Origin of the sequence: Aquitalea sp. ASV11 (genome assembly GCF_016429185.1) — a bacterium.
Classification (GTDB): Bacteria; Pseudomonadota; Gammaproteobacteria; order Burkholderiales; family Chromobacteriaceae; genus Aquitalea; species Aquitalea pelogenes.
Map to the genome: position 1 here is coordinate 1 of NZ_JAELUD010000037.1, position 22,519 is coordinate 22,519.

The 22,519-nt window shown below is 59.9% G+C and carries 20 protein-coding genes; 11 read left to right on the forward strand and 9 right to left on the reverse strand.

The annotated features are described in order from the left end of the window. From JHD62_RS12735 to JHD62_RS12755, 5 genes are all read right to left on the reverse strand, one after another. On the reverse strand, window positions 1-1,927 hold a 1,927-nt coding region (locus tag JHD62_RS12735; RefSeq protein WP_199103223.1), incomplete at its 3' end, for a type VI secretion system Vgr family protein. Between the two features lie 20 nt (window positions 1,928-1,947). After that, window positions 1,948-2,241 carry a PAAR domain-containing protein gene (locus JHD62_RS12740; protein WP_199103224.1) on the reverse strand — a complete coding sequence of 98 codons (294 nt, stop codon included), beginning with the start codon at window positions 2,239-2,241 and terminating at the stop codon, window positions 1,948-1,950. Beyond that, complete coding sequence (locus JHD62_RS12745; protein WP_199103225.1) at window positions 2,238-3,575, reverse strand: hypothetical protein; 1,338 nt, start codon at window positions 3,573-3,575, stop codon at window positions 2,238-2,240. Before JHD62_RS12745 ends, JHD62_RS12740 begins: the two co-directional genes overlap by 4 nt. 317 nt (window positions 3,576-3,892) lie before the next feature. Beyond that, entirely contained in the window at window positions 3,893-4,393 is a 501-nt protein-coding gene (locus tag JHD62_RS12750; protein WP_199103226.1) for a GNAT family N-acetyltransferase, read from the reverse strand. A gap of 21 nt (window positions 4,394-4,414) precedes the next feature. Continuing rightward, window positions 4,415-4,957, reverse strand: a complete 543-nt coding sequence (locus JHD62_RS12755; protein ID WP_045848946.1) for a gamma carbonic anhydrase family protein — start codon at window positions 4,955-4,957, stop codon at window positions 4,415-4,417. Window positions 4,958-5,092: 135 nt separating this feature from the next. On the opposite strand from JHD62_RS12755, the gene JHD62_RS12760 reads away from it, so the two are divergent. The 6 genes from JHD62_RS12760 (at window position 5,093) to JHD62_RS12785 (ending at window position 12,512) form a co-directional block, all read left to right on the forward strand. Beyond that, the gene (locus JHD62_RS12760) at window positions 5,093-7,129 is read left to right on the forward strand and encodes a M3 family metallopeptidase (protein ID WP_199103227.1); all 2,037 of its coding nucleotides are present in this window, start codon (window positions 5,093-5,095) and stop codon (window positions 7,127-7,129) included. Between the two features lie 208 nt (window positions 7,130-7,337). Then, the gene (locus JHD62_RS12765; protein WP_199103228.1) at window positions 7,338-7,658 is read left to right on the forward strand and encodes a hypothetical protein; all 321 of its coding nucleotides are present in this window, start codon (window positions 7,338-7,340) and stop codon (window positions 7,656-7,658) included. A 341-nt stretch (window positions 7,659-7,999) separates the two neighbouring features. Beyond that, window positions 8,000-9,631: a phosphoethanolamine transferase gene (locus JHD62_RS12770; protein ID WP_199103229.1), complete on the forward strand. Its 1,632-nt coding sequence runs from the start codon at window positions 8,000-8,002 to the stop codon at window positions 9,629-9,631. 62 nt (window positions 9,632-9,693) lie between these two features. Further along, window positions 9,694-10,467 (forward strand): exodeoxyribonuclease III, encoded by a 774-nt coding sequence (gene xth / locus JHD62_RS12775; RefSeq protein WP_199103230.1) that lies wholly within the window; start codon window positions 9,694-9,696, stop codon window positions 10,465-10,467. 232 nt (window positions 10,468-10,699) lie between these two features. Then, window positions 10,700-11,401, forward strand: a complete 702-nt coding sequence (gene rquA, locus JHD62_RS12780) for a rhodoquinone biosynthesis methyltransferase RquA (protein WP_199103231.1) — start codon at window positions 10,700-10,702, stop codon at window positions 11,399-11,401. 136 nt (window positions 11,402-11,537) lie between these two features. Next, a complete protein-coding gene (locus tag JHD62_RS12785; RefSeq protein WP_199103232.1) occupies window positions 11,538-12,512 on the forward strand; it encodes a hypothetical protein in 975 nt (324 codons plus the stop codon). Window positions 12,513-12,669: 157 nt separating this feature from the next. Here the strand turns inward: JHD62_RS12785 and JHD62_RS12790 are convergent, their stop codons facing one another. Next, window positions 12,670-13,452: a ferredoxin--NADP reductase gene (locus tag JHD62_RS12790; protein ID WP_045846727.1), complete on the reverse strand. Its 783-nt coding sequence runs from the start codon at window positions 13,450-13,452 to the stop codon at window positions 12,670-12,672. A 460-nt stretch (window positions 13,453-13,912) separates the two neighbouring features. Here JHD62_RS12790 and JHD62_RS12795 point away from each other — a divergent pair, with 460 nt between their 5' ends. Further along, a complete protein-coding gene (locus JHD62_RS12795) occupies window positions 13,913-14,923 on the forward strand; it encodes an isocitrate/isopropylmalate dehydrogenase family protein (protein WP_199103233.1) in 1,011 nt (336 codons plus the stop codon). A gap of 666 nt (window positions 14,924-15,589) precedes the next feature. Here the strand turns inward: JHD62_RS12795 and JHD62_RS12800 are convergent. Both JHD62_RS12800 and JHD62_RS12805 read right to left on the reverse strand, forming a co-directional pair. Then, window positions 15,590-16,627: a glycosyltransferase family 1 protein gene (locus JHD62_RS12800; protein WP_199103234.1), complete on the reverse strand. Its 1,038-nt coding sequence runs from the start codon at window positions 16,625-16,627 to the stop codon at window positions 15,590-15,592. Further along, window positions 16,615-17,550, reverse strand: a complete 936-nt coding sequence (locus JHD62_RS12805) for a UDP-2,3-diacylglucosamine diphosphatase (protein WP_199103235.1) — start codon at window positions 17,548-17,550, stop codon at window positions 16,615-16,617. Before JHD62_RS12805 ends, JHD62_RS12800 begins: the two co-directional genes overlap by 13 nt. 240 nt (window positions 17,551-17,790) lie before the next feature. Between JHD62_RS12805 and JHD62_RS12810 the strand changes: the two genes are divergently transcribed. Further along, window positions 17,791-18,453: a response regulator gene (locus tag JHD62_RS12810; protein WP_199103236.1), complete on the forward strand. Its 663-nt coding sequence runs from the start codon at window positions 17,791-17,793 to the stop codon at window positions 18,451-18,453. After that, window positions 18,450-19,811 (forward strand): ATP-binding protein, encoded by a 1,362-nt coding sequence (locus JHD62_RS12815; protein ID WP_199103237.1) that lies wholly within the window; start codon window positions 18,450-18,452, stop codon window positions 19,809-19,811. The genes JHD62_RS12810 and JHD62_RS12815 overlap by 4 nt, the downstream gene beginning before the upstream one ends. A gap of 156 nt (window positions 19,812-19,967) precedes the next feature. Here JHD62_RS12815 and JHD62_RS12820 read toward each other — a convergent pair whose 3' ends face one another. Then, the gene (locus JHD62_RS12820; protein WP_199103238.1) at window positions 19,968-20,366 is read right to left on the reverse strand and encodes a hypothetical protein; all 399 of its coding nucleotides are present in this window, start codon (window positions 20,364-20,366) and stop codon (window positions 19,968-19,970) included. A 129-nt stretch (window positions 20,367-20,495) separates the two neighbouring features. Between JHD62_RS12820 and JHD62_RS12825 the strand changes: the two genes are divergently transcribed. Together JHD62_RS12825 and JHD62_RS12830 are read left to right on the forward strand one after the other, a co-directional pair. Then, the gene (locus JHD62_RS12825; protein WP_233160910.1) at window positions 20,496-21,755 is read left to right on the forward strand and encodes a HAMP domain-containing sensor histidine kinase; all 1,260 of its coding nucleotides are present in this window, start codon (window positions 20,496-20,498) and stop codon (window positions 21,753-21,755) included. 2 nt (window positions 21,756-21,757) lie between these two features. After that, on the forward strand, window positions 21,758-22,285 hold the full coding sequence (locus JHD62_RS12830; RefSeq protein WP_062788876.1) for a response regulator transcription factor: 528 nt from the start codon (window positions 21,758-21,760) through the stop codon (window positions 22,283-22,285). The last annotated feature ends 234 nt before the right edge of the window (window positions 22,286-22,519 follow it).

Here is a 22,519-nt window from a genome sequence, read left to right on the forward strand (position 1 = left end):
CCTGGCTGATGTGCTGCCCGGCGGTGACGGCGTAGGTGCTGCCTGCCGATTGCTGGATGGTGTGCGGGGTGGTGAGGCCGATGCCGGCCGGGGCGCTGATCAGAATGCCGGCCTGTGCCAGCTGTTTAAGCGACTGTTGCAGCAGGTCGACCTGGGCCTGGACGTCCGGCGGCAGGGCGGTGGCGGTGCTTGCGGCATCGGCCAGGGCTTTGGCCAGCCGGTTGGCCTGTTCCAGCTGGTGCAGCGCGTCGGTCATGTCCAGTTGTGGCGTGGCAGCGACGGGGCTGGCTTCGGCACTGATGAGCAAGCCTTTGCCGGCGCGGATGGCACCCCAGTGGTCGGTGCGCAGTTCAAACCCTTCGCCGCGTGGCGCGCGGGCGGCATCCACCAGGTGGCCGATATTCAGCTGGCTTTTGCCGTATTCGCTGGCCAGCTTGATGTGTTCCTTGCCCTGCAAATCCTCCATGCGCAGCTTGTTGTTAGCCTTGGTGCGGATGACATTGCGGCTGTGCCATTGGCTGGTGATGTGGTCTGGCCGCTCGTTGTCATGGGTGATGGCGGCGATATAGGGTGCATCCGGGTCGCCATCGCTGAAGGCGAGGTGGACGATGGTGCCGGCGTGGATGGGCATGTGGAAGCCGAATTGCCGTCCGGCAAACGGTTTGGCCAGCCGTACCGCGCGCGAGTCCCCGCCGGGGCTCCAGCTATCGAGGTCGAACAGGAAGCGCACGCGGTAGCGGCCATGCTCGTCGATGAAAGGATAGTGGTAGCTGTTATTGCCCGGGCTCACCACCATGGCGGGCAAGGTGCCGTGAATGCGCGGCTTGGGAAGCAGGGCGGGCCGCCAGACGCGATCCGCCGGAATGGCGTGGAAGCTGTTCTGGTAGGCGCTGTCGCAGCTGCCGTGGTGGCTGACTCGGCTGATCAGCCAGCCGTGCGGGGCGTCGGCAAAAGCCTGCGTCAGTTTCAGCACGGCACCGGGCTGCAGCCAGCTGACATTGCTGTCGCCACTGGCCATGCATTGCCGGCTGACCGACAGTTGGTGACGGATCTGCGCCAGCCGGGTGGATTCCTCGTCATCGCGATTGTCATCGCCCCAGTCGTAGTCCTCGCCATGCGCGGCGGGCACCTCCCCGGCAAACCCGGCACGGCCATCGGGCAGTGGACTGGCGGCCATGTCGTTGAAGTTGCGCCGCCGCGTAGCCTGCAGCATAGAACGGTGCCGGATGTTGAAGGCGGTGACCGCCTCGGTGCCGACACTTTCCAGCCCGGCCTGCTCGCGCAGGGCGACCGGGTGCAGATTGCTGCGGTTGTAGTGCTCCAGGTCGTTGCCAAACAGGATGACATCCTTGCCGTCGCTGGACTGGCTGAACTGGAAGAAGATGCCGGCATGGGCGGCCAGGCGGGAGAGAAAGGCCAGATCGGTTTCGCGGAACTGGGTGAGGTGCTCGTACACGGCTTGTGTGCCGGTCAGGGTGAAACGGAAATCGCTGCCATCCAGCCCATGCTGGCGCAGCAAGGCTTGCATCACCTGCGCTACCGTCATGTTCTGGAACAGGCGGGTGGTGCGACTATCCTGCAGCAAGGCCAGGCGCGGGCCGATGTCGAAGGTGTACAGCGTTTCTTCCCGGCTGCTGCGGCCGCGTTGCGCCTGACGCACCACCCCGTGCCAGCTGCGCTGTCCTGCCTGCGCGTCCGGCAGTGGCGGGATGCCGGGAATGAGCAGCGGCGGTGCGGTGGATTGCGGGGTGATGGTGAAGGTGACCGGCTGGCCGATCAGCGGGGCGAGGAGCAGGTCGCGCTCTGGCAATGTCACTGCCACGCTGAGGTGGTAAGGGCTATCCAGTGCTTCTTCAAGCTGAAAGGAATGCACGGACGGTGCGATCTGGAAACGGGAGGGGAAGGTGAGCTGGTAGGGGTTACGCATGGTCTGGGGCCTGGGGTGGGTCAGATGGTGACCTGCCATTCCTGGCAGTCGTGAATGAGGCGTGGATGAACAGGGCAGCGGCACAGCACCAGATCATTGTTGAGCGCCAGGGTTTTATCCTTGATATTGTTTTGTCCCAGCGAACCGCGCGGCCCGGCCATGGCGATGACGCCGATGCTGTTGCAGACGTCACAACGCACCTTGGCCCCGATGAAGGAAACCGGCACACCCCGCAAGTGGGGCCCGTCGCTCATGCCTTCCAGCACTTCACCGCACCCGGTGATGCGGCAGCCCTGACGGATGACATATCTCATGGGGTGGCTCCTGCTGTTGCGGTGATGGGCGGCAGCGCAATACCAGCCCAGTGTTGATTGTTTTGCTGGCCATGCCAGCCAATGGCGTGTTGCCGCAGGGTGGCGGCTTCCATGGCCATTGCTGCCATGATCCAGCAGCCCAATGCGCCGGGATTCCCCCAGTAAGGCTCATGTTCCACGGCGTCGATTTGCCAGCCTGCTGCGGACAGTTCTTCCGGGCTGTCACGGTTCAGGCTGAAAAAGGAGGTGGGTGGACTGGCCAGTGCAGCATTGCGCTGTGCCAAGGCCAGATGGTCGGCCGCGCGGAACAGCACCGGCCGGGACAGGCTGCCGCCCTCCGGCATATTGCTTGCCAGCATGGCAAAGGCGGCTTCGGCAGCGGGTGGGCCATGGCTTGCCCCGAAGCTGGCCGCAGGCGTGACGATGCCTGCCAGCAGGTGATAGCCGCTGTGTTGCCGGGCATGGAGTGCATCAATCACCAGATCGATGTCCTCCGGGCTGTGCAAGCGCTGAGGCTGGGACGTCAGCAAGATGCCCAGTTCGCTGGCATGCTGACGAAAGCGTAACCACGCGTCTTCGCTGCCATGCCAGGAAACCGCGACTGTTGCGTGCCACACCGCTGGCGGCCAATCAGCCATCATGGCAGCCAGTCTGGCGGGGAGGTATTGGGCAGCGGGAAGGGGTTGTTCCTGTTCTTCTTCACCGGATGGCATGTCGGATGCTGTTGCATCGTCCGCTAGCAGGATGTCGACTTCTTCGCCGGTTTCATCATCGGCAACTACCTCGTCGTCAGCCGCATAAGCCTGCCATATGGCTGCGTCTGTATCCTGCTGGCCATCTTCTGCTTCGGTGGTGGATTCCGGCTCTGCCAGATAGGGCGGTGCCGCGGATTCGAACTGCGGTACTGCTAACAGATTGCAGAAGGGCACCGGTTTTTCCCTTTGTTGCCGGAGCAGAACCTGGCAATCCCCCGCGTGCATGCAGGCCGGGCCAAGCAAGGCGACATGCGGGATATAAAGCCGTTCTTGGCGACGCTGTTCTTCCTGGTGATACGCGGCAAGATGCAAGGCATTGCGGTGATCAACAATCCAGCCTGCCAGCAGCCAGCCGCTGTAGCGCAACAGTGTCCAGAAGCAGGAAAGCATGAAGCCGGGCGCGGCAGCCTTGAGCCAGAAGCCGGTCAGCGGAGCGTCCTTGGTGCTGTTGACCGCGGTGGTGTAGAGGCTGAGCAGCGTCGAGAGGATGGTGCAGGCAACAATCAACATGACATAGCGCGGCCAGCGGGGTTTGCCCGGTTTGGCCTCTTGCCGTAGTTGGTTTTCGGATGCCTGCATGCCGTGGTGACCCGTCGCTTGGGACTATGGATCGGGGATTAAACTGCGTGACATTTGCATCAGCAATGTCCACTCAGCCAGTTTTACCGGTCAGCCTTGTCTAAAGAATGGTTGGTAGCGATTGGACTGCGTCGGGAGTGGCGCGCAATGGCCGTGAGCCCTTGCAAGGCTGGAAGGGGGGCGGTGGACAAGTTCAAGTTGTTACCGCCAGCTGGCAAGAATCTATTCCCCCGTCGCCGGCATGATGCTTGATCAGACAAGCGGAGCAGACGGAGATGAAGAAGGGAGATGCCCTCCCAGGTGGCAGGCCATGGTAATCAGCGGCTGCTCAGTAATACGCAGGGTTGGCCATCAAGTTCGAATTGCGCATCCACCACCATGCCCAGCCGTGTGTGGGCTTTGAGCGATGCCTGGTTGTCGGCATGTATGAACAGCACGGCCTGCTGGCCGGGTAGTTGCTGCTGTAGCTGCTGCCACATGGCGCTCAGCAAGCCCTGGCCGCGTGCCCGAGCCGCAAGGCAAACCGGGCCATAGAAATAGAATGGCCCGGTGGCATGATGCAGCCTGGCCATTTGCACCGCCACCGGGCTGTCCAGATGCCGGCTGCTACTGGTAAACACTACTCCCAGCAGGCTGGCGGCGTCTTCCGCCAGCACTATCGGCATGCCATCGGCCAAGGCCTGTGTCAGCCAGTGGCTGATTTTTTCCAGCGGGAAATCGCCATGCAGGCTACCACCCTGGCTGCTGCTTTCGGGCAACATCAGCGCGGCAATGGCTGCTGCGTCACTCTCTTTGGCATTACGCAACCGTGGCGGCATGGCTTTATCTCCTGCGGGAATTCATTCCAGATTCGGTTTGTGCTTGTTGGCTACGCGGATGTAGTGCTCGGCGGAATACTTGAAGTAGGCCAACTCCTGTTCGGTCAGCTTGCGGGCCTGTTTTACCGGATTGCCCAGGTACAGATAACCCGACTCCAGCCGCTTGCCCGGCGGCACCAGGCTACCGGCGCCAATCAGTACCCGGTCTTCGATAATGGCGCGGTCCAGAATGATACTGCCAATGCCTACCAGCACTTCATCGCCAATGGTACAGCCGTGCAGGGTGACGTGATGGCCGATGGTGACATGCTTGCCGATGTTTAGCGGTGCGCCGACAGGGTCGCTATCGCGCTTGTGGGTGACATGCAGCATGGCAAAGTCCTGGATATTGCTGCCTTCACCGATATGAATGGCGTTGACATCACCGCGGATCACGGCAAAGGGCCAAACCGAGGCATTCTCCGCCAGCGTGACATCGCCAATCACCACGGCTGCAGGGTCGATGTAGCAGGAGTCGGCAATCTGCGGCGTGCTGCCATCGTAGGGGCGGATATTGCGATTCATCAGAACGTCCTCATCTAACGGGTTCGAGATTCCCTATCATATAGCAATGGCGGTAGCCTGTTGGCCTGCTACCGTCTATTCCGATACCGGCACCGTTCCCCGCCAGCGGCTGCCATTTGCCACAGAAAGTGAACAATGAGCCTGAATCCGCTCCTCGACTTTACCGGACTGCCACGTTTTGCCGAGATCCGTCCGGAACACATCAGCCCGGCCATCGCGCAATTGCTGAGCGAGGCCCGTCACACCGTGGCGCAGCTGACCGCCCATGTGGATAGCCCGAACTGGGAAAACTTTGTCGACCCGCTTACCGACGCCACCGAACGCCTGTCACGCGCCTGGGGCGTAGTAGGACACCTGAATGCGGTGGTGAATACCCCGGAACTGCGTGATGCCTACAATGCCAATATCGCGCCGATTTCCGAATTCTGGACCGAACTGGGACAGAACCTGGCTCTGCTCGGCCAGTTCAAGGCCATTGAAGCCAGCCCGGACTATGCCGGCTACAATGCGGCACGCCAGAAAATCATCCAGAACGATTTGCGTGATTTCCGCCTGTCCGGTGCCGAGCTGCCGGAAGCACAGCGCCAGCGCTATGCCGCCATCCAGAGCCGTCTGGCCGAGTTGTCCGCCCGCTTCGAACAGAACGTGATGGACGCCACCGACGCCTTCAGCCTGTATCTGGAAGACGCCAGCGAGCTGGACGGTGTGCCGGAAGACGCGCTGGCCCTGTTTGCCGCTGCTGCTCAGGCCGATGAAAAAACCGGTTACAAGATCACCCTGCAGTTCCCGTTTTACTTCCCGGTAATGCAGTACGCGCATAACCGTGCGCTGCGCCAGAAGCTGTACGACGCCTATGTGAAGCGCGCGTCGGAGTTCGGCCTGCCCGAGCACGACAATACCGAAATCATCCGCGAAAAATTGCAGCTCACCCGTGAAGAAGCCCAACTGCTGGGTTTTGCCAATTATGCCGAGCTGTCCTTGTTCACCAAGATGGCGGAAAGCCCGGCGCAAGTCATTGCCTTCCTGCGCGACCTGGCGACCCGTGCCAAGCCTTTTGCACTGAAAGACCGCGCCGAACTGGAAGCCTTTGCCAGCAAGGAGCTGGGTCTCTCCGACCTGCAAGCCTGGGACATTGCTTACGCTGCCGAAAAACTGCGCGTGGCACGCTATGCCTTCTCCGAGCAGGAAGTGAAACAGTACTTCCCGGAAAGTAAGGTGCTGCCCGGCCTGTTCGGGGTGGTCAACACCCTGTATGGCGTGGAAGTGCGAGATAGCAGCGCTCCGGTATGGCATGACGATGTGCGCTTCTACGACATCATCAAGGATGGCCAGCTGGTAGGCAGCTTTTACTTCGATCTGTACTCGCGCGAAGGCAAGCGCCCCGGAGCCTGGATGGATGACGCCCGTGGCCGTCGCAAGAAGGGCGACACCATGCAAACCCCGGTGGCTTACCTCACCTGCAATTTCACCCGCCCGGTCGGTGACAAGCCGGCGCTGTTCACCCACGACGAAGTGATCACCCTGTTCCATGAGTTTGGTCACGGCCTGCACCACATGCTGACGCAGGTAGAGGAGCTGGGTGTTTCCGGCATCAATGGCGTGGAATGGGATGCGGTGGAGTTGCCCAGCCAGTTCATGGAAAACTTCTGCTGGGAATGGGAGGTGTTGCAAGGCATGACCGCCCATGCCGAAACCGGCGAAACCCTGCCGCGTGCGCTGTTCGACAAGATGCTGGCCGCCAAGAACTTCCAGAGCGGCATGATGACGGTGCGTCAGCTGGAGTTTTCCTTGTTCGACATGCTGCTGTACACCGATTTTGATGCCAGCACCGGCGACTGGCTGGCGCTGCTCGATACCGTGCGTCAGGAAGTGGCGGTGAACTTCCCGCCGTCTTACAACCGCTTCCCCAACAGCTTCAGCCATATCTTTGCCGGTGGTTATTCGGCAGGCTATTACAGCTACAAGTGGGCGGAAGTACTGTCGGCAGATGCCTATGCCGCCTTCGAAGAAGCCGGTGGTGCCAATGCCGCCACTGGGAAGCGCTTCTGGGATGAGATTCTGGCAGTGGGCGGCAGCCGTTCTGCGCTGGAATCCTTCCGTGCCTTCCGTGGCCGCGACCCGCAGATTGACGCGCTGTTGCGCCATTCCGGCATGGTGGATGAAGCCGCCTGACGCGCTGACAAATATTTGCACGGGGGAGGGAACTCCCCTGATTGGCGCTGGCTCTAATCTTTGCTCAACGGGTTATCTCCAAGAGCAGCAAGCGAGCCAGACGCTTATCCCTGCCCCCAAGGACATCGATATTGTGTCTTTTCCTGCCCCCAATCCCCCTTGGGGGTATTTTTTTGGCTGTCGCAAGCGCAAATGAAAACACCGCCTGATGGCGGTGTTGCTTGATGCTTTCAGTGAGATGACGTCTCCGGGATTCTTGCCGATGGTGGCTGGCACGGCGTGCTGCCATCAAACGGGAATCGCCATTTCACTAAAATCAGTTGCCGGGGCCGTTTTCCGTCTTCTCTGTCTGGCCGAGGCGATGGCGCTGGGCAAAGCCCGGAGTGCGCAGGGTAAAGGCATCGCTGAAAGGGCGCAGGGTAGAGCGGTGAGGATTTTTGGTCGGGCAGAGGGGATGTTGCTGGGAATGCAGGGGTTTGGATTGTCTGGACAATTTGTTTCTCCGGTGATGAACACAGGACCATTCTAGCTGCGCTGCCGTGCAATGACAAATTTGATCAAATATCTGTTGTTTATTTGCCAGATTAACCATTTGAAAAACAAGGTCAAGCCGGCTGCAACAAGGGGGCTGTAAGCCTCCGGCCAGCCGCTGGCAAGCAGTGAACCGCGTATCGCCATACTGTTGCGAAGTTAATCGGGTAAGATGGCGTCGATTTTTCAAACACGCATGCGGCGGCGCAGTCCGGCCGCACTGCTTGCGTGGCCTGCTTGTCGTTGCCGCATGAGTGACATTGCGCTGGCCATGCTGTTTATGTGTCGTGGAGCATGCTCTGCGTGCAAGCTTTCCTGGTTCATGAAGTTGATGGGGACATGATGATCTTCAACCGTTCCATCCGGCCAGAGCGTCTCACCTTGTTGGTGTCGCTGGGGCTGGTGCTGTTTTACAACCTGCCATTCTGGCAGGAAATGTTGCGTATTGTCGGGCCGCTGGATGGCCACGGCATCAAGCTGCTGCTGGAATCCTTCCTGCTGGTGACGGCGTTTTACAACCTGGTGCTGTCGCTGTTCAACTGGCCGTATATCGGCAAGCCGGTGATGGCGCTGTTGCTGCTGATTACCTCTTTCATCACCTACTTCATGAACCAGTATGGGGTGATGATTGATGTACACATGGTGCAAAACGCAGTCCAGACTGATAACAAGGAAGTGCGCGACCTGCTGACTGGCAAGATGGCGCTGTTTGTCATCGTGCTGGGCATACTGCCCGCCTGGTGGCTGTGCCGGCGCCAGATACAATGGCGTTCGCCGCTGCGCGAGAGTGGTGCACGTCTGCTGACCATCCTGATTTCTGCCGCAGTGCTGCTGGGTATCGCCTTTGCTGCTTATCAGGATTTCGCCTCGCTGTTCCGCAACAACCGCCAGTTGCGTCATTACCTGACACCTTTCAACTATATCCAGGCCACCAATGGCTATGTGCAGGACCATTACAATAGTGGCCCGGTGGTGATCAGCCCGCTGGGCGAAGATGCCAAGCGCGATGCCAGCTGGCAGCAGCACAAGCGCAAGACGGTGTTTGTGCTGGTGGTGGGGGAAACCGCCCGTGCCGACCATTTTTCGCTCAACGGTTATCCGCGCAACACCAATCCGAAACTGTCGGCGCAGCCGGGTTTGATCAACCTGCCCAATGTCCATTCCTGCGGTACCGAAACCGCTGTCTCGGTGCCTTGCATGTTCTCTGGTATCGGGCGTGACAATTACAGCGGGGACAAGGCAGCACGTCAGGAAAACGTGCTGGATGTGCTCAAGCGCGCCGGTTATAACGTGATCTGGCGGGATAACCAATCCGGCTGCAAGGATGTGTGCAACCGGGTGACGCTGGAAGATGTCACCACCAGCAAGGACGACAAGCTGTGCAGCACTGGCGAGTGCTGGGATGAAATCCTGCTGCAGAACCTGCAACAGAAGATTGACCAGTCCGACCGCGACATCGTGCTGGTGCTGCACCAGATGGGCAGCCATGGCCCGGCCTATTACAAGCGTTACCCACCGGCCATGGAGCAGTTCAAACCGGTATGCCAGACCAGCGAGCTGTCACGCTGCCCGCGCGAGCAGATCGTCAACGGCTTTGACAACACCATCCTGTATACCGACACGGTGCTGTCCGGCCTGATTGATTTCCTGCGGGCCAACCAGCAGCGTTATAACACTGGCATGCTGTACATGTCCGACCATGGCGAATCGCTGGGCGAAAACGGCATGTATCTGCACGGTACGCCGTATCTGCTGGCGCCGGAGGCGCAAAAGCATATTGGTGCGATGATGTGGTTTTCCGACAGCTTCCAGCAGGAAGTCGGGCTGAACCAGCGCTGTCTGGAAGGTCGCAAGGCCGAGCCGTATTCCCACGACAACCTGTTCCACTCGCTGCTGGGTGTGCTGGGCGTGCACACCAGTGTTTACAACAAGCAACTGGACATGTTTGCGCCTTGCCGGCAGTCGTCGTGATTTCTGATTCAGATGCAGCCGCCGCTACGAGCGGCTGCCCTAAGTAAACGAGAACTGAAGATATGCAATTAGCCACGTGGAACGTCAACTCACTCAAGGTCCGTCTGCCTCAGGTGCTGGAATGGCTTGCGCAAAGCCCGGTCGACGTACTGTGCCTGCAAGAATTGAAAATGGATCAGGACGTATTCCCGCTGGCCGAAATCGAGGCCGCCGGTTACCGTGCCGCCTGGTTCGGCCAGAAAACCTATAACGGCGTGGCCATTCTGGTACGCGCGCCCTTGCAGCTGGACGACGTGGTGCAAGGCATTCCGGGCTACGACGACCCGCAACGCCGGGTGATTGCTGCCACGGTAAACGGTGTGCGCGTGATTTGTGGCTACTTCGTCAATGGCGAGGCCGTTGATTCACCGAAGTATCCGTACAAGCTGGAATGGCTGGGCAAACTGCATGACTACATTGCCGATGAGCTGACGCGTCATCCGCAACTGGCGCTGCTGGGCGACTACAATATCGCCCCGGAAGACCGTGATGTGTACGACCCGGAAAGCTGGCACGAGCAAGTACTGTGCAGCACACCGGAGCGCGCGGCATTTCGTGCGTTGGTCGATCTTGGACTGGCCGACAGCTTCCGCCTGTTCAACCAGGAGGACAAGCAGTACAGCTGGTGGGATTACCGCGCCATGATGTTCCGCCGCAACAAGGGCGTGCGTATCGACCACATCCTGATTACGCCGGCGCTGCAGGCGCGGGCGGTGGAGTGCGTCATCGACAAGACGCCGCGCAAATGGGAACGCCCGTCCGACCATACGCCCGTGGTGCTCACGCTGGCAGATTAACCGTATCCCGAGCCGATTACTGACAGACCCCTCTTGCTTGCCGGATGGAAAGTGAAAGGGGTTGATGAGCAGATGGGAACGCTGCGGAATCAGTCACTTGCTTGAACGGCCCGACAGGGCCGTTTTGCATTTCAGTACTTGGCGGATGAAGGCAAAGCTTGGTCTAGCTCAAATGAAAGAATATTAGCGTTTGCTAAAATTTCTTGCCAAATAGCTAATCCGAGGTGCCATCATGAGCCGCAACCACCCACCGCTTCCGTGCAACCCCTACTACGAAGGGGTGCCGGACTACATGACCGAAGTCTACGACTGGGCCTATGTCAATCCGCGCCGCGCAGCGCTGCTGGACCGTAACCTGGTCGTCAGCACACTGCTGTTTCTCAATGACCAGCGCCTGATGCAGCGCTACTTGCAGCAAATCCGCCCCGGCATGCGGGTGTGGCAGGTGGCGCATGTCTATGGGGATCTGGTGCAAAAAGCGGCGGCCAAGGTGCGCAAGCATGGCGAATTCATTCTGACCGATATCACCCCGGTGCAGGTTGAGCACGGTGTGCACAAGCTCGCCTGCTACCCGCAGGCACGCGTGGAGCGCGCCGATGCGGCAAACTACCGTCTGGAGCAGCCGGCAGACCTGATCTGCAGCTTCTTTTTACTGCATGAAGTGCCGGACGATCTCAAGCACCGCATTGTCGACAACATGCTTTCCCAGCTGCCTGCTGGCGGCAAGGCCGTGTTTGTCGACTATCACAAGCCCGCGCCCTGGCAGCCTGTCGGCTGGTTGCTCAAGTGGGTCAACCGCGTGCTGGAACCCTTTGCCGAGGCGCTGTGGCGCAATGAAATTTCCAGTTATGCCAGTGATGCCGAGGCTTTTGACTGGCACAAGGAGACGCTGTTCGGCGGTGTATATCAGGTACTCACCGTCACGCGGCGCTAATCCTGTACGTAGCGTTACATGACCTTACATAGCACTCACAGACGGCCAGATTGGGCAGGGCTAGGATACGACTCATGGAAACACCACTGCGGTGTCTCGGAAAGAACACTCCCCACTTGATATTGGAGAACGCAACATGAAAAAACTGACCCTGCTCGTTTTGTCTGCCGCCTTCGGTCTGAGCTCCGCTGCTGGTTTCGCCGCCACCAACGCTTCCGCTCCGGCTGCTGCTTCCGCACCGAAAGCCAAAGCTGCCAAGATTCACCACGCCAAGAAAGGCGTGAAGAAGGTAGAAGCTTCCGCTCAGAAAGCCCAGGCTGCTGACGCTTCCGCTCCGGCTAAAAAGGCTGCCAAAAAGCATCACGCCAAAAAGCACGCTGCCAAGAAAGTAGACGCTTCCGCTCAGAAAGCCCAGGCTGCTGATGCTTCCGCACCGGCTAAAAAGGCTGTGAAAAAGCATCACGCCAAAAAGCACGCTGCCAAGAAAGTAGACGCTTCCGCTCAGAAAGCCCAGGCTGCTGATGCTTCCGCACCGGCTAAGAAGGCTGTGAAAAAGCATCACGCCAAAAAGCACGCTGCCAAGAAAGTAGACGCTTCCGCTCAGAAAGCCCAGGCTGCTGACGCTTCCGCACCAGCTAAAAAGGCTGTGAAAAAGCACCACGCCAAAAAGCACGCTGCCAAGAAAGTAGACGCTTCCGCTCAGAAGGCCCAGGCTGCTGACGCTTCCGCACCGGCTAAAAAGGCTGCCAAAAAGCACCACGCCAAAAAGCATGCTGCCAAGAAAGTAGACGCTTCCGCTCAGAAAGCCCAGGCTGCTGACGCTTCCGCACCGGCTAAAAAGGCTGCCAAAAAGCACCACGCCAAAAAGCATGCTGCCAAGAAAGTAGAAGCTTCCGCTCAAAAAGCCCAGGCTGCTGACGCTTCCGCACCGGCTAAAAAGGCTGCCAAAAAGCACCACGCCAAAAAGCATGCTGCCAAGAAAGTAGAAGCTTCCGCTCAGAAAGCCCAGGCTGCTGACGCTTCCGCTCCGGCCAAGAAGCACGCTGCCAAAAAACATCACGCTAAAAAGCACGCTGCCAAGAAAGCCGCTCCGGCTTCCGCAGCAAACTAATCAGACGTCAGCGTCTGGCTCGCAATAAGAAAAGGGAGGCTTCGGCCTCCCTTTTTTGCATCTGCCATTTCCGCTGATGCCACTGCCTTGGTGTACCGGCAAAGAAAAACGCCATCCGGCTGGATGGCGTTTTGTCATTTCCCAGGAAAAAGCGGAATCACTTTTCCACAAAAGCACGTTCGATGGCGTAGTCGCCCGGTTCGCCCATACGCGGCGATTCCTTGAAACCCATGCCATTCAGGATTTCGCACAGGTCGTGCAGCATGGACGGGCTACCGCAGATCAGCACGCGGTCGTTTTCCGGGTTCAGCTGCGGCAGGCCGATGTCGGCGCACATCTTGCCGTTGGTGATCAGGTCGGTCAGGCGGCCCTGATTGCGGAACGGTTCGCGGGTAACGGTCGGATAGTAAATCAGCTTTTCTTTCACGATGTCGCCAAAGAACTCGTTTTCCGGCAGTTCTTTGGTGATGTAGTCGTGATAGCCCAGCTCATTCACCCAGCGTACGCCGTGGGTCAGGATGACTTTGTCGTAGCGTTCGTAGACTTCCGGGTCCTTGATGATGGACATGAACGGTGCCAGGCCGGTACCGGTGGACAACAGATACAGGTTCTTGCCCGGCAGCAGGTTGTCTTGTACCAGGGTGCCGGTGGGCTTTTTGCTGATCAGCACGGTGTCGCCAACTTGCAGGTGTTGCAGTTTGGAGGTCAGCGGGCCGTCTTGTACCTTGATGCTGTAAAACTCCAGATGCTCTTCGTAGTTGGAGCTGACAATGGAGTAGGCGCGCATCAGCGGCTTGCCGTTTACTTCCAGGCCGATCATGACGAATTGGCCGTTGATGAAGCGCAGGCCGGCATCGCGGGTGCAGGTGAAGGTGAACAGGGTGTCGTTCCAGTGGTGAACCGACAAAACCTTTTCAGCGGTCAAATTGGGGGAGGACATATAAATTGCTGCTCGCTATCCAATAGAAATCAAGGAATGAGTGGTTGCGGCGATTTTACCCTTTTCAGGGACGCTTGACTAAACATTGCTAGCTGTTCTCACTATGTCATAAAACATAATGATCAAATCGCCACGACGCAAAGCCTGCAACAGCTTTTGGCATGCTATGGCGGGCATACGGCGGGAAAGTCAACTGGAACAGGATGTTACCTTAAAGAGTGGGGCAGCCCTAACGATTTCTTTCCGCTGTGTTTATTCCTGTTTGTTCTTAGCAATGCGTTGATTTAGATCAGCGAATTGTATCGCGCGCTGCGCTAGTGCATAAAACTGTATCCAGGCGGCTGTTGTCAGACAGTGTACAGCCAGATGCCGATTTGCCATTCTGATGTCATCTTTTTTGTATGGTGCAAAGCTGGACGCGTACAATCTGCTGTCCTGCTGACAGAAAGCGGAGCAAGCAATGAAGCTGTGTGTGATTCCCGGAGACGGGATCGGCCACGAGGTGGTTCCCGTTGCCGTGGGTGTGCTGCAAGCGGTGCTGCCAGGTTTGCAACTGGTGTTTGCCGATGCCGGCTGGGAAACCTTCCGGCGCCAGGGCAGGGCCTTGCCGGACAAGACGCTGGAGGCTGCGCGCGAGTGTGGTGCCGTGTTTTTCGGGGCGGTGAGTTCTCCCATGCAACTGGTTGAAGGGTATCGCTCCCCCATTGTCCAGTTGCGGCGCGAGCTGGGCTGTCATGCCAATATCCGTCCCACGCTCAGCCTGCCGCTGACGGTGTGCCGGCAGGGAATCGACCTGATCATCGTCCGGGAAAATACCGAAGACCTTTACGTTGGGGACGAGCAGTCCGATGGCGAAGTGGCGGTTGCCATCAAGCGCATCACGCGTACTGCATCACTCCGTGTTGCCAGAAGTGCGTTTGAACTGGCCAGACATGCCGGCCGTCAGCGCATCACCATCATCCACAAGGCGAACATCCTGCCACGCACCGATGGCTTGTTTCGCGACTGTGCCCGCGAGGTGGCGCGGGAATATCCGGAAATTGTCGTGGATGAAATGCTGGTGGATACCGCGGCCATGCGTCTGGCGCAGTCTCCGGAAAGTTTTGACATGCTGCTGGCTCCCAATCTGTACGGCGATATCCTGTCAGACCTGGTCGCCGCTTTTGCCGGTGGTTTGGGGCTGGCACCATCGCTGAATCTGGGCGTGACGGCCGCCATTGCCGAGCCGGTGCATGGTTCTGCCCCGGATATTGCCGGACAGGGCATTGCCAATCCGCTGGCGGCCATTCTCAGTGCTGCCATGCTGCTGCGCATCTGGTGGCAGCGTGCCGACTTGGCCATGAGAGTGGAACAGGCGGTTCTGGCGACCTTGCAGGATGGTATTGCCACACCGGATGTGATTTCGCCGGGGGTGAGTACGCAGCATCTGGCGCGGGCGGTGATCGACAGGTTGAAGCAGGCGCAGGGATAGAGAAGCAGGAATAGAAAGAGGGCGGCTTGACCGGCCGCCCTCTGTGGTGTGTCACTGCATGCTTGAAAAGAAGGATTTGCGGGATAACGCAAACATCACATACAAGTCTTCACCCTGCCTGGCCCCGAACATGTCTGCCAACGATGCTCTTGACTGCAGCCTTGCAGGTCTACCAAAGAACAGGCTGTATGCACAGCACAAGATAAGCCTCAAACAACTGATGTTACGGTAGTGCTGCCCGGTTTCGTCTGGGCGGTAACATCATGCTCGCTACCTGTTACGGCGGCGCAGAGGGGAATTTCTTCCCGGTTTACTCATCATGCTTTAGCAAAGTCTGTTGTTTCGTGTCTGGCGTACCGACTACCTGTCGTCTGATGCATCCGCAATGGACGCTTGCTGCGCTCCCGGGCAAGCTTGAACTGCCCGCCATCAAACCTGAAAAGGTGATGGGTTCTGAACGCCGGTGTGAACAAGGTTGTCGGAATCCGGCCAATGACTCATCCCAAACCCTCCCTGTTACTGAATGATTTCAGTATAGGCCTGACATTGGCGGACTCAAGTTTTTTTTCGGCCCCGGCGTTGTTTTTTCTATGCCATTGTTCTGGCAGTTTGCCAGTGAAGGCTTGGCCAGCGCTGCGATTTTGCAACGCAGGCCAGGCTGGCGACTCAGCCGGTCTGCGCTTCCAGCCTGGCCACTTGTGCTGGCTGATTGGGATGCAGGTGTCGCTCGAACTGACGGGTGGCGGCAGCCCAGGAATATCGCTCGGCCACGGTCCGCACATGCTCACGGTCCAGTTTGAGCGCTTCCAGGCAAGCATGACGCAGATCGTCGTGCAATACGCCAGCTCCGCTGTGGCCCACCACATCGCGCGGTCCGGCTACCGGATAAGCGGCTACCGGTGTGCCACAGGCCATGGCTTCCAGCAGTACCAAGCCAAAGGTGTCGGTCAGGCTGGGGAAAACAAAGACATCCGCGGCGCGGTAGAAGCGTGCCAGCTCGGGCTGGGGAAACACACCGGCAAAGTGGACTTCCGGGTATTCGCGTTGCAGCCGGGACAGCAGCGGGCCATCCCCCACCACCCATTTGCTGCCGGGCAGGTCCAGTTTCAGGAAAGCCTCGATGTTTTTTTCCACCGCCACGCGCCCGATATAGACAAAGCGCGGCGCACGGCTTTCTTCCAGCCGGTCACGTTCACCCGGACTGAACATGCCGATGTCCACGCCGCGGCTCCACAGCACTACCTTGTCAAAGCCGCGGGCACGCAGGTCGTCGGCAATGGACTGGGTGGGCACCATGGTGGCAGCGCCTGCATTGTGGAAGCGACGCATCCAGGCATAGCTGATGGATAGCGGCAGGCGGGTGCGGGCGGCGATGTATTCCGGAAAACGGGTGTGATAAGCCGTGGTGAACTGTAGCTTGTGGCGCAGGCAGTAACGGCGGGCGGCCAGACCAAGCGGGCCTTCCGTGGCGATGTGGATGGCATGCGGCGCCAGTGCGGCGATGCGTTGTGCCACCTGGCGGTAAGGCAATATGGACAGCCGGATGTCCGGGTAGGTGGGGCAGGGCAGAGTGTGGAATTCCAGCGGGGTGATCATTTCAACCTGATGCCCGAAGGCAGTCAGTTCGCGGCAGGTTTCGGTCAGGGTGCGGACTACGCCGTTGACCTGGGGCTGCCAGGCGTCGGTCACGATCAGGATGCGCATGGGGTCTCCTGGCTGGGGTCGGAATGGGAAGAGGTGTTGCCGTGGTATTGCACAGGTTGCGGTGCGGGAATGCCGGGCTGGCCTGGCGGTGTGTGTTCAATGCCGCTGTGTGGTTCGTTCTGGGACGCGCGTGCTTTCCGGCTGGTTTTCTCCGGCTGGCTCAGCAGTGTGGTCCAGTACACCACTTCCAGTCGGCCATCGGCATGTTCAACCAGGGCTGACAGGCTTTCCACCCAGTCGCCACTGTTGCCGTACAGTACCCCGTCGATGTCGCGGATTTCTGCCTTGTGGATGTGACCGCAGATCACCCCGTCGTAATGGCGGCGGCGTGCTTCTCCGGCCAGGATTTTTTCAAAGTCACTGATGAAGTTCACCGCGTTCTTCACCTTGTGCTTGAGGTATTGCGACAGCGACCAGTAAGGCAGATCCAGCTGTTTGCGCAGCCAGTTGAAGCCGCGATTCAGTTGCAGGATGACGGTGTAGAGCGAGTCGCCCACATAGGCCAGCCACTTGATGTGCTGGATGACGCCATCGAATTCGTCGCCGTGGATGATGAGCAGACGTTTGCCGTCGGCGGTGATGTGCTCTGCTTCGCGCCGGATGGCAATGCCGCCGAAATCCAGCCCGGTGTAATGACGGGCGGCTTCGTCATGGTTGCCCGGTACGTATACCACCTGACAGCCCTTGCGCGCCTTGCGTAGTACTTTCTGCACCACATCGTTGTGGCTTTGCTTCCAGTACCAGGATTTCTTCAGCTGCCAGCCGTCAACGATATCGCCCACCAGATAGAGGTGGTCGGATTCGTTGTGCTTGAGAAAGTCCAGCAGATGGTCGGCGCGACAGCCGGCAGTGCCCAGATGGACGTCGGAAATCCAGATGGCGCGGTAGTGGCGCGGTTTGACAGTGTCGGTGGCGGGCTGCATATCGGGTCCGTTCTACCGTGGTGTACAGCGCCATGCTGCATGGGACAGATGACGGGGCGATGAGGCTTTGGTGACGGCTGCATGACGCAGGCGGTTTAAGTCGGGTTTAAGGCAGTTGTGCTTTACTGGCGCAAGCCTGGCTGGGGCTCGCTTGATCAGCGCCATGGTTTTGGGGGCGGGGATCGTGTTGCAATAGGGCAGCCAGTCGGCTGTGGTGGCGTTAGAGACAAGGAAATCAACATGCGCATACTGGTGGTGGAAGATGACCCGCTGATTGGCGATGGCCTGAAAATGGGACTGAGCCAGCTGGGCTTCGCAGTGGACTGGTTTCGTCAGGGGCGTGACGGACTGGCGGCGCTGACGGCTGCGCCGTTTGATGCCGTGGTGCTGGACCTGGGCCTGCCGGGCATGGACGGCATGGATATCCTGACCACCTGGCGCAAGGCCGGGCAGGACGTGCCGGTGCTGGTATTGACGGCGCGTGATGCGCTGGACGACCGGCTCAAGGGGCTGGATGCCGGTGCCGATGACTATCTGGTCAAACCCTTTGCGCTCAGTGAAGTGGCTGCCCGGCTGCGCGCCTTGATCCGCCGCCGCCACGGCCAGACCAGCAATCGCCTGAGTCATGGCCGGGTGAGCATGGACCCGGTGGCGCGCACGGCCTGGCTGGGCGAGGTGCCATTGGAGCTGACCGCCCGTGAGCTGGCCTTGCTGGAGCTGCTGCTGTCCAGCAAGGACCGGGTGCTGCCACGCGAGCTGATCGAAGAAAAACTGTATGGCTGGGGGCAGGAGCTGGAAAGCAATGCGGTGGAAGTGTATGTGCACCACCTGCGCAAGAAACTGGGCGCGGCATTCATCCGCACCCAGCGCGGGGTGGGTTATGCACTGGGTGAACCGGCATGACACGCCAGCCTACCTTGCAACGGCGCCTGGCCATTCTGCTGCTGGTGACCGTGCCCCTGATCTGGCTGGTGTCCACCGGGGTGGCGGCCTATGTGGCGCACCACGAAGTGGACGAACTGTACGACACGCAACTGACCTTGTTTGCTCGTCAGTTGCTGATCGTGAACATGGGCGAGCATGGTGACGACCTGCCCTTGCTGCCCAAAACCAAAAAGCTGATCCGTGGCGGTGATCGCGGTGAAGCCGAGGACGACGACATCGGCCTTGCCGTGTGGAATGCCGACGGCAACCTGCTGCTGAGCGATGGCAAGGGGCGGCGCTTTACCTTTGATGCCGGCCGGCGTGGCTTTTACAGCGTGCGCGGTGATGACGGCAAGGATGAATGGCGTCTGTTTTATCTGCCTGCGCCGGATGGCACGCGACTGGTAGCCGTCGGTCAGCGGCAGAAGCTGCGCCACGAGGTGGTCATCAAGGTAATAGAAGGGCAGCTTCTGCCCTGGTTGCTTGGGCTGCCGGTGCTGTTGTTGCTGATTTTGTGGGCGGTGCGCAAAGGCTTGCGGCCCTTGCAGCAGGTGGCAGGCGAACTGGGCCGGCGCAGTGCGCTGGACAGCACGCCATTGTCGGAAAACGTGCCCGGTGAAGTGCTGCCCATGGTGCAGGCACTCAATGCCCTGTTTGCCCGCATTGCCGAGGCCATGGAGCATGAACGGCGTTTCACCGCCGATGCCGCCCATGAGTTGCGTACCCCGCTGGCTGCCCTGCAGGTGCAGGCCGAGGTGATGGCACTGATGCCGGACGAAGCCGGACGACAACATGCCCTGCAGCAATTGCAGCTGGGCATACAGCGCGCCACCCGCCTGCTGGCGCAGCTGCTGGCACTCTCCCGGCTGGACCCCATGCAGGGATTGCCAAGCCGTCAGCCGGTGGACTGGCAGCAAGTCAGCCGTGATGCGCTAAGCGACGTGACTGCTGCGGCTGCCACAAAAGACACGGTGCTGGAAACCCACTGGCAGACACGCCCGGAAGCGGTATTGCCATTGAGCGGCGATGCCACCTTGCTGACGCTGTTATTGCGCAATCTGCTGGACAATGCAGTGCGCTACTGCCCGGCGGGCAGCCGGGTCGAACTGCTGCTGTCGGCGGATGAAGTGGTGGTGCAGGACAATGGACCGGGTATTGAAGCCCAGTGGCTTTCACGGGTGCACGAGCGTTTTTTCCGCCCGCCGGGGCAGGAAATGCCCGGTAGCGGGCTGGGTTTGTCGATTGTCGAGCGCATTGCCAGCTTGCACGGGCTGCACATGCAACTGAGCAACCGGGATGAGGGCGGATTGCGTGTCACGCTGCGGCAGCAGGGGTGAGTCGCTGCGACAATCTGTCGCATTGTCATGGGCCGTCAAGGGCTTTAAGGTAGCAAGCAATGCCGGATGACAGGTTTTGCCCCCTGCAACGGCACACTCCAAGGTGTGATGGCCCGCCCCGACCAGGCGGGCTTTCTTTTTGTCGCAGCCAGTTGTTCAGGCAGGCTTGCCACCCGTGCTGGTGGCAGGCAAGTGCCAGTACAGTGCATTGCACACCGCGCCGGCCACTGCGCCAACATAATAGTTGAACACCGGGTCGTACAAGGCAGGTTGCAGCCAGCGGCTGTAATACAGGGTGATGACCCCGCCTATCAGTGCGCCGGGCAATGCAGCCAGCAACAGCAGACGCCAGCGCGGCCAGCGCGTTTGCCACTGGCTGATGCTGGCCTCCAGCGACAGTCGCAACAGCACCAGTAACACACCGGCCAAGGCCGCGGGTAAGGCACCCAGCATGTAGGCGAGCATGGGCATGACGCCGGTCGCCAGCAAGCCCACCAGCGGCCCCAGCGCAATAAACAGGGTCAGGCCGCAGCCTGCAAGTTTCAAATGTTTCATCCGCACGCGTTCGACAAAAAGTGTTGCAAGACTAGCAGACTGTCGCGATGGCGACGAGCCATGCGCAGACGGTGGTGCGGCATTATGTCGCAGCCACCAATCCGGCGGCGGAATGCTAAAGTGTCGGCCATGCTGGCCCAATTATTATCTTCTTCTGCGCGCCTGGTGGCCGACCTGCCCGATGCGGTGCGCCTGATTGCCCGTTTGCGCTGGCTGATGCTGGCTGCCGGCCTTGTCTTGCTGCTGCTGTGCGCGGCCAGCGGCCTGAGTTTGCCCTGGCTGCTGCTGTTGCAGGCGCTGGCCACCCTGGCAGGGTTCAACTTCATCCTTGGCCGCAATGTGACGCGTCATGGCTCGCCCTTGCTGATGCTGCGCCTGGGCCTGCTGGCCGACGTGCTGGCGCTGACCGAGTGTCTGGCCTTCAGCGGCGGTGCGGCCAATCCGCTGGCCTCCCTGTATTTGCCGCCGGTGCTGTTTGCCGCCTTGTTGTCGCCGGGGCTGTTTGCCTGGGGACTGTCACTGCTCAGCATGCTGGCCTATGCCTTGCTGTTTGCCTGGCATTTGCCCTGGCCCTTGCAGGGCAGTGATGCCGCCTATGCCTTTTCCCTGCATCTGGTGGGGATGTGGCTGACTTTTGCCCTGTCAGCGCTGCTGATCACCAGCTTTGTGTCCTGGCTGGCCCGTCAACTGGCAGTACGGGAGGCCGCGCTGGCCGCTGCACGGGAAACCCAGTTGCGCGATGAACAACTGCTGGCAGTGGGCATGCAGGCGGCCGGTGCCGCCCACTCCCTGTCCACCCCCATCAACACCCTCAGCCTGCTGGTGGATGACATGCTGCAACAATATGCGGCGGATGCGAACCTGCAAGAGGATCTGCGCCTGATGCGCGCCCAGCTGGGCAGTTGTGCCCAGGCACTCAGCCGCTTGAAGCAGGGTATTGCCCAGAGCGATAACGCCCAGCCGCTGTTTGCCACGCTGGCCCAGCAGCTGTCCGGCTGGCGCAGCTTGCGGCCGGATGTCCAGCTGCAATGGCAGGCTGCTGCCGGGCCGGACCCGCTGGTACGGCTGGATGCCGCGTTCTGGCCGGCGTTTTTCAACCTCATCAATAATGCAGCCGAAGCCGGCGGCGGTGCCTTGACGGTGACGGCCGCGCTGTCCGGCAACTGGCTGCAACTGGACATCATCAATCCGGTTGGCTGTCTGTCTGCCGCGCAGTTGCAACGCGCCGGCCTGGCACCGCTGACATCCGACAAACCGGCGGGAATGGGGCTGGGCGTGATGCTCAGCCATGCCACGCTGGCGCGGCTGAACGGTACGCTGACCTTGGATAACCGACCGGAGGGTGGCGTGCACGCCTGTGTACGCCTGCCCTTGCGGCTGGAGGAATGAGCATGGCTCTGGATTTTTTGCTGGTGGATGATGACGAGGCCTTCAGCAGCGTGCTGGCGCGTTCGCTGGGCCGGCGCGGCTTCCGGGTGGAATGTGCGGCGGACGGCGCGCAAGCCTTGCAGCTGCGCGATGAGCCGCCGCTGCGCATCGTGCTGGACCTGAATCTGGAAGGGGAAAGCGGCTTGCGCTTGTTGCCGGACTTGCGCCAGCGCTACCCGCAGGCTGCGGTGGTGGTGCTCACCGGTTATGCCAGCATTGCCACTGCGGTGGAAGCCACCAAGCTGGGCGCGGTGCAGTATCTGGCCAAGCCGGCCAGCGTGGAGGATATCCTGGCGGCTTTCCAGCAAGTGGCAGCCAACCCGGAGTTGCCATTATCCCCGCAGCCCATGTCGCTGCGTCGTGTCACCTGGGAGCATCTGCAACGGGTGCTGAACGAACATGATGGCAATATTTCCGCTACTGCCCGCTCCATGGGCATGCACCGACGCACCTTGCAACGCATGCTGGCCAAGCGGCCAGTGAAAAGCTAAAACGCATCAGCTGTTGCATGTAAATGACAGCTGAAAATCTGCCAGCTGGAAACAAGCTTTCCAGCTGGCTTTGCGCCAGTCCTGCAAGCAGCACGCGTCCTGTGCTGCACATTCGCCGCAATGCCGCTACTGTCCGGCATCTCCTCCATTGACGAACCAAGCAAGCGCTCGGATGTTTCAAATGTCATGAATGGAAACATCCGTTTTCATCAGCAGCTCTTTCCGGATTGCATC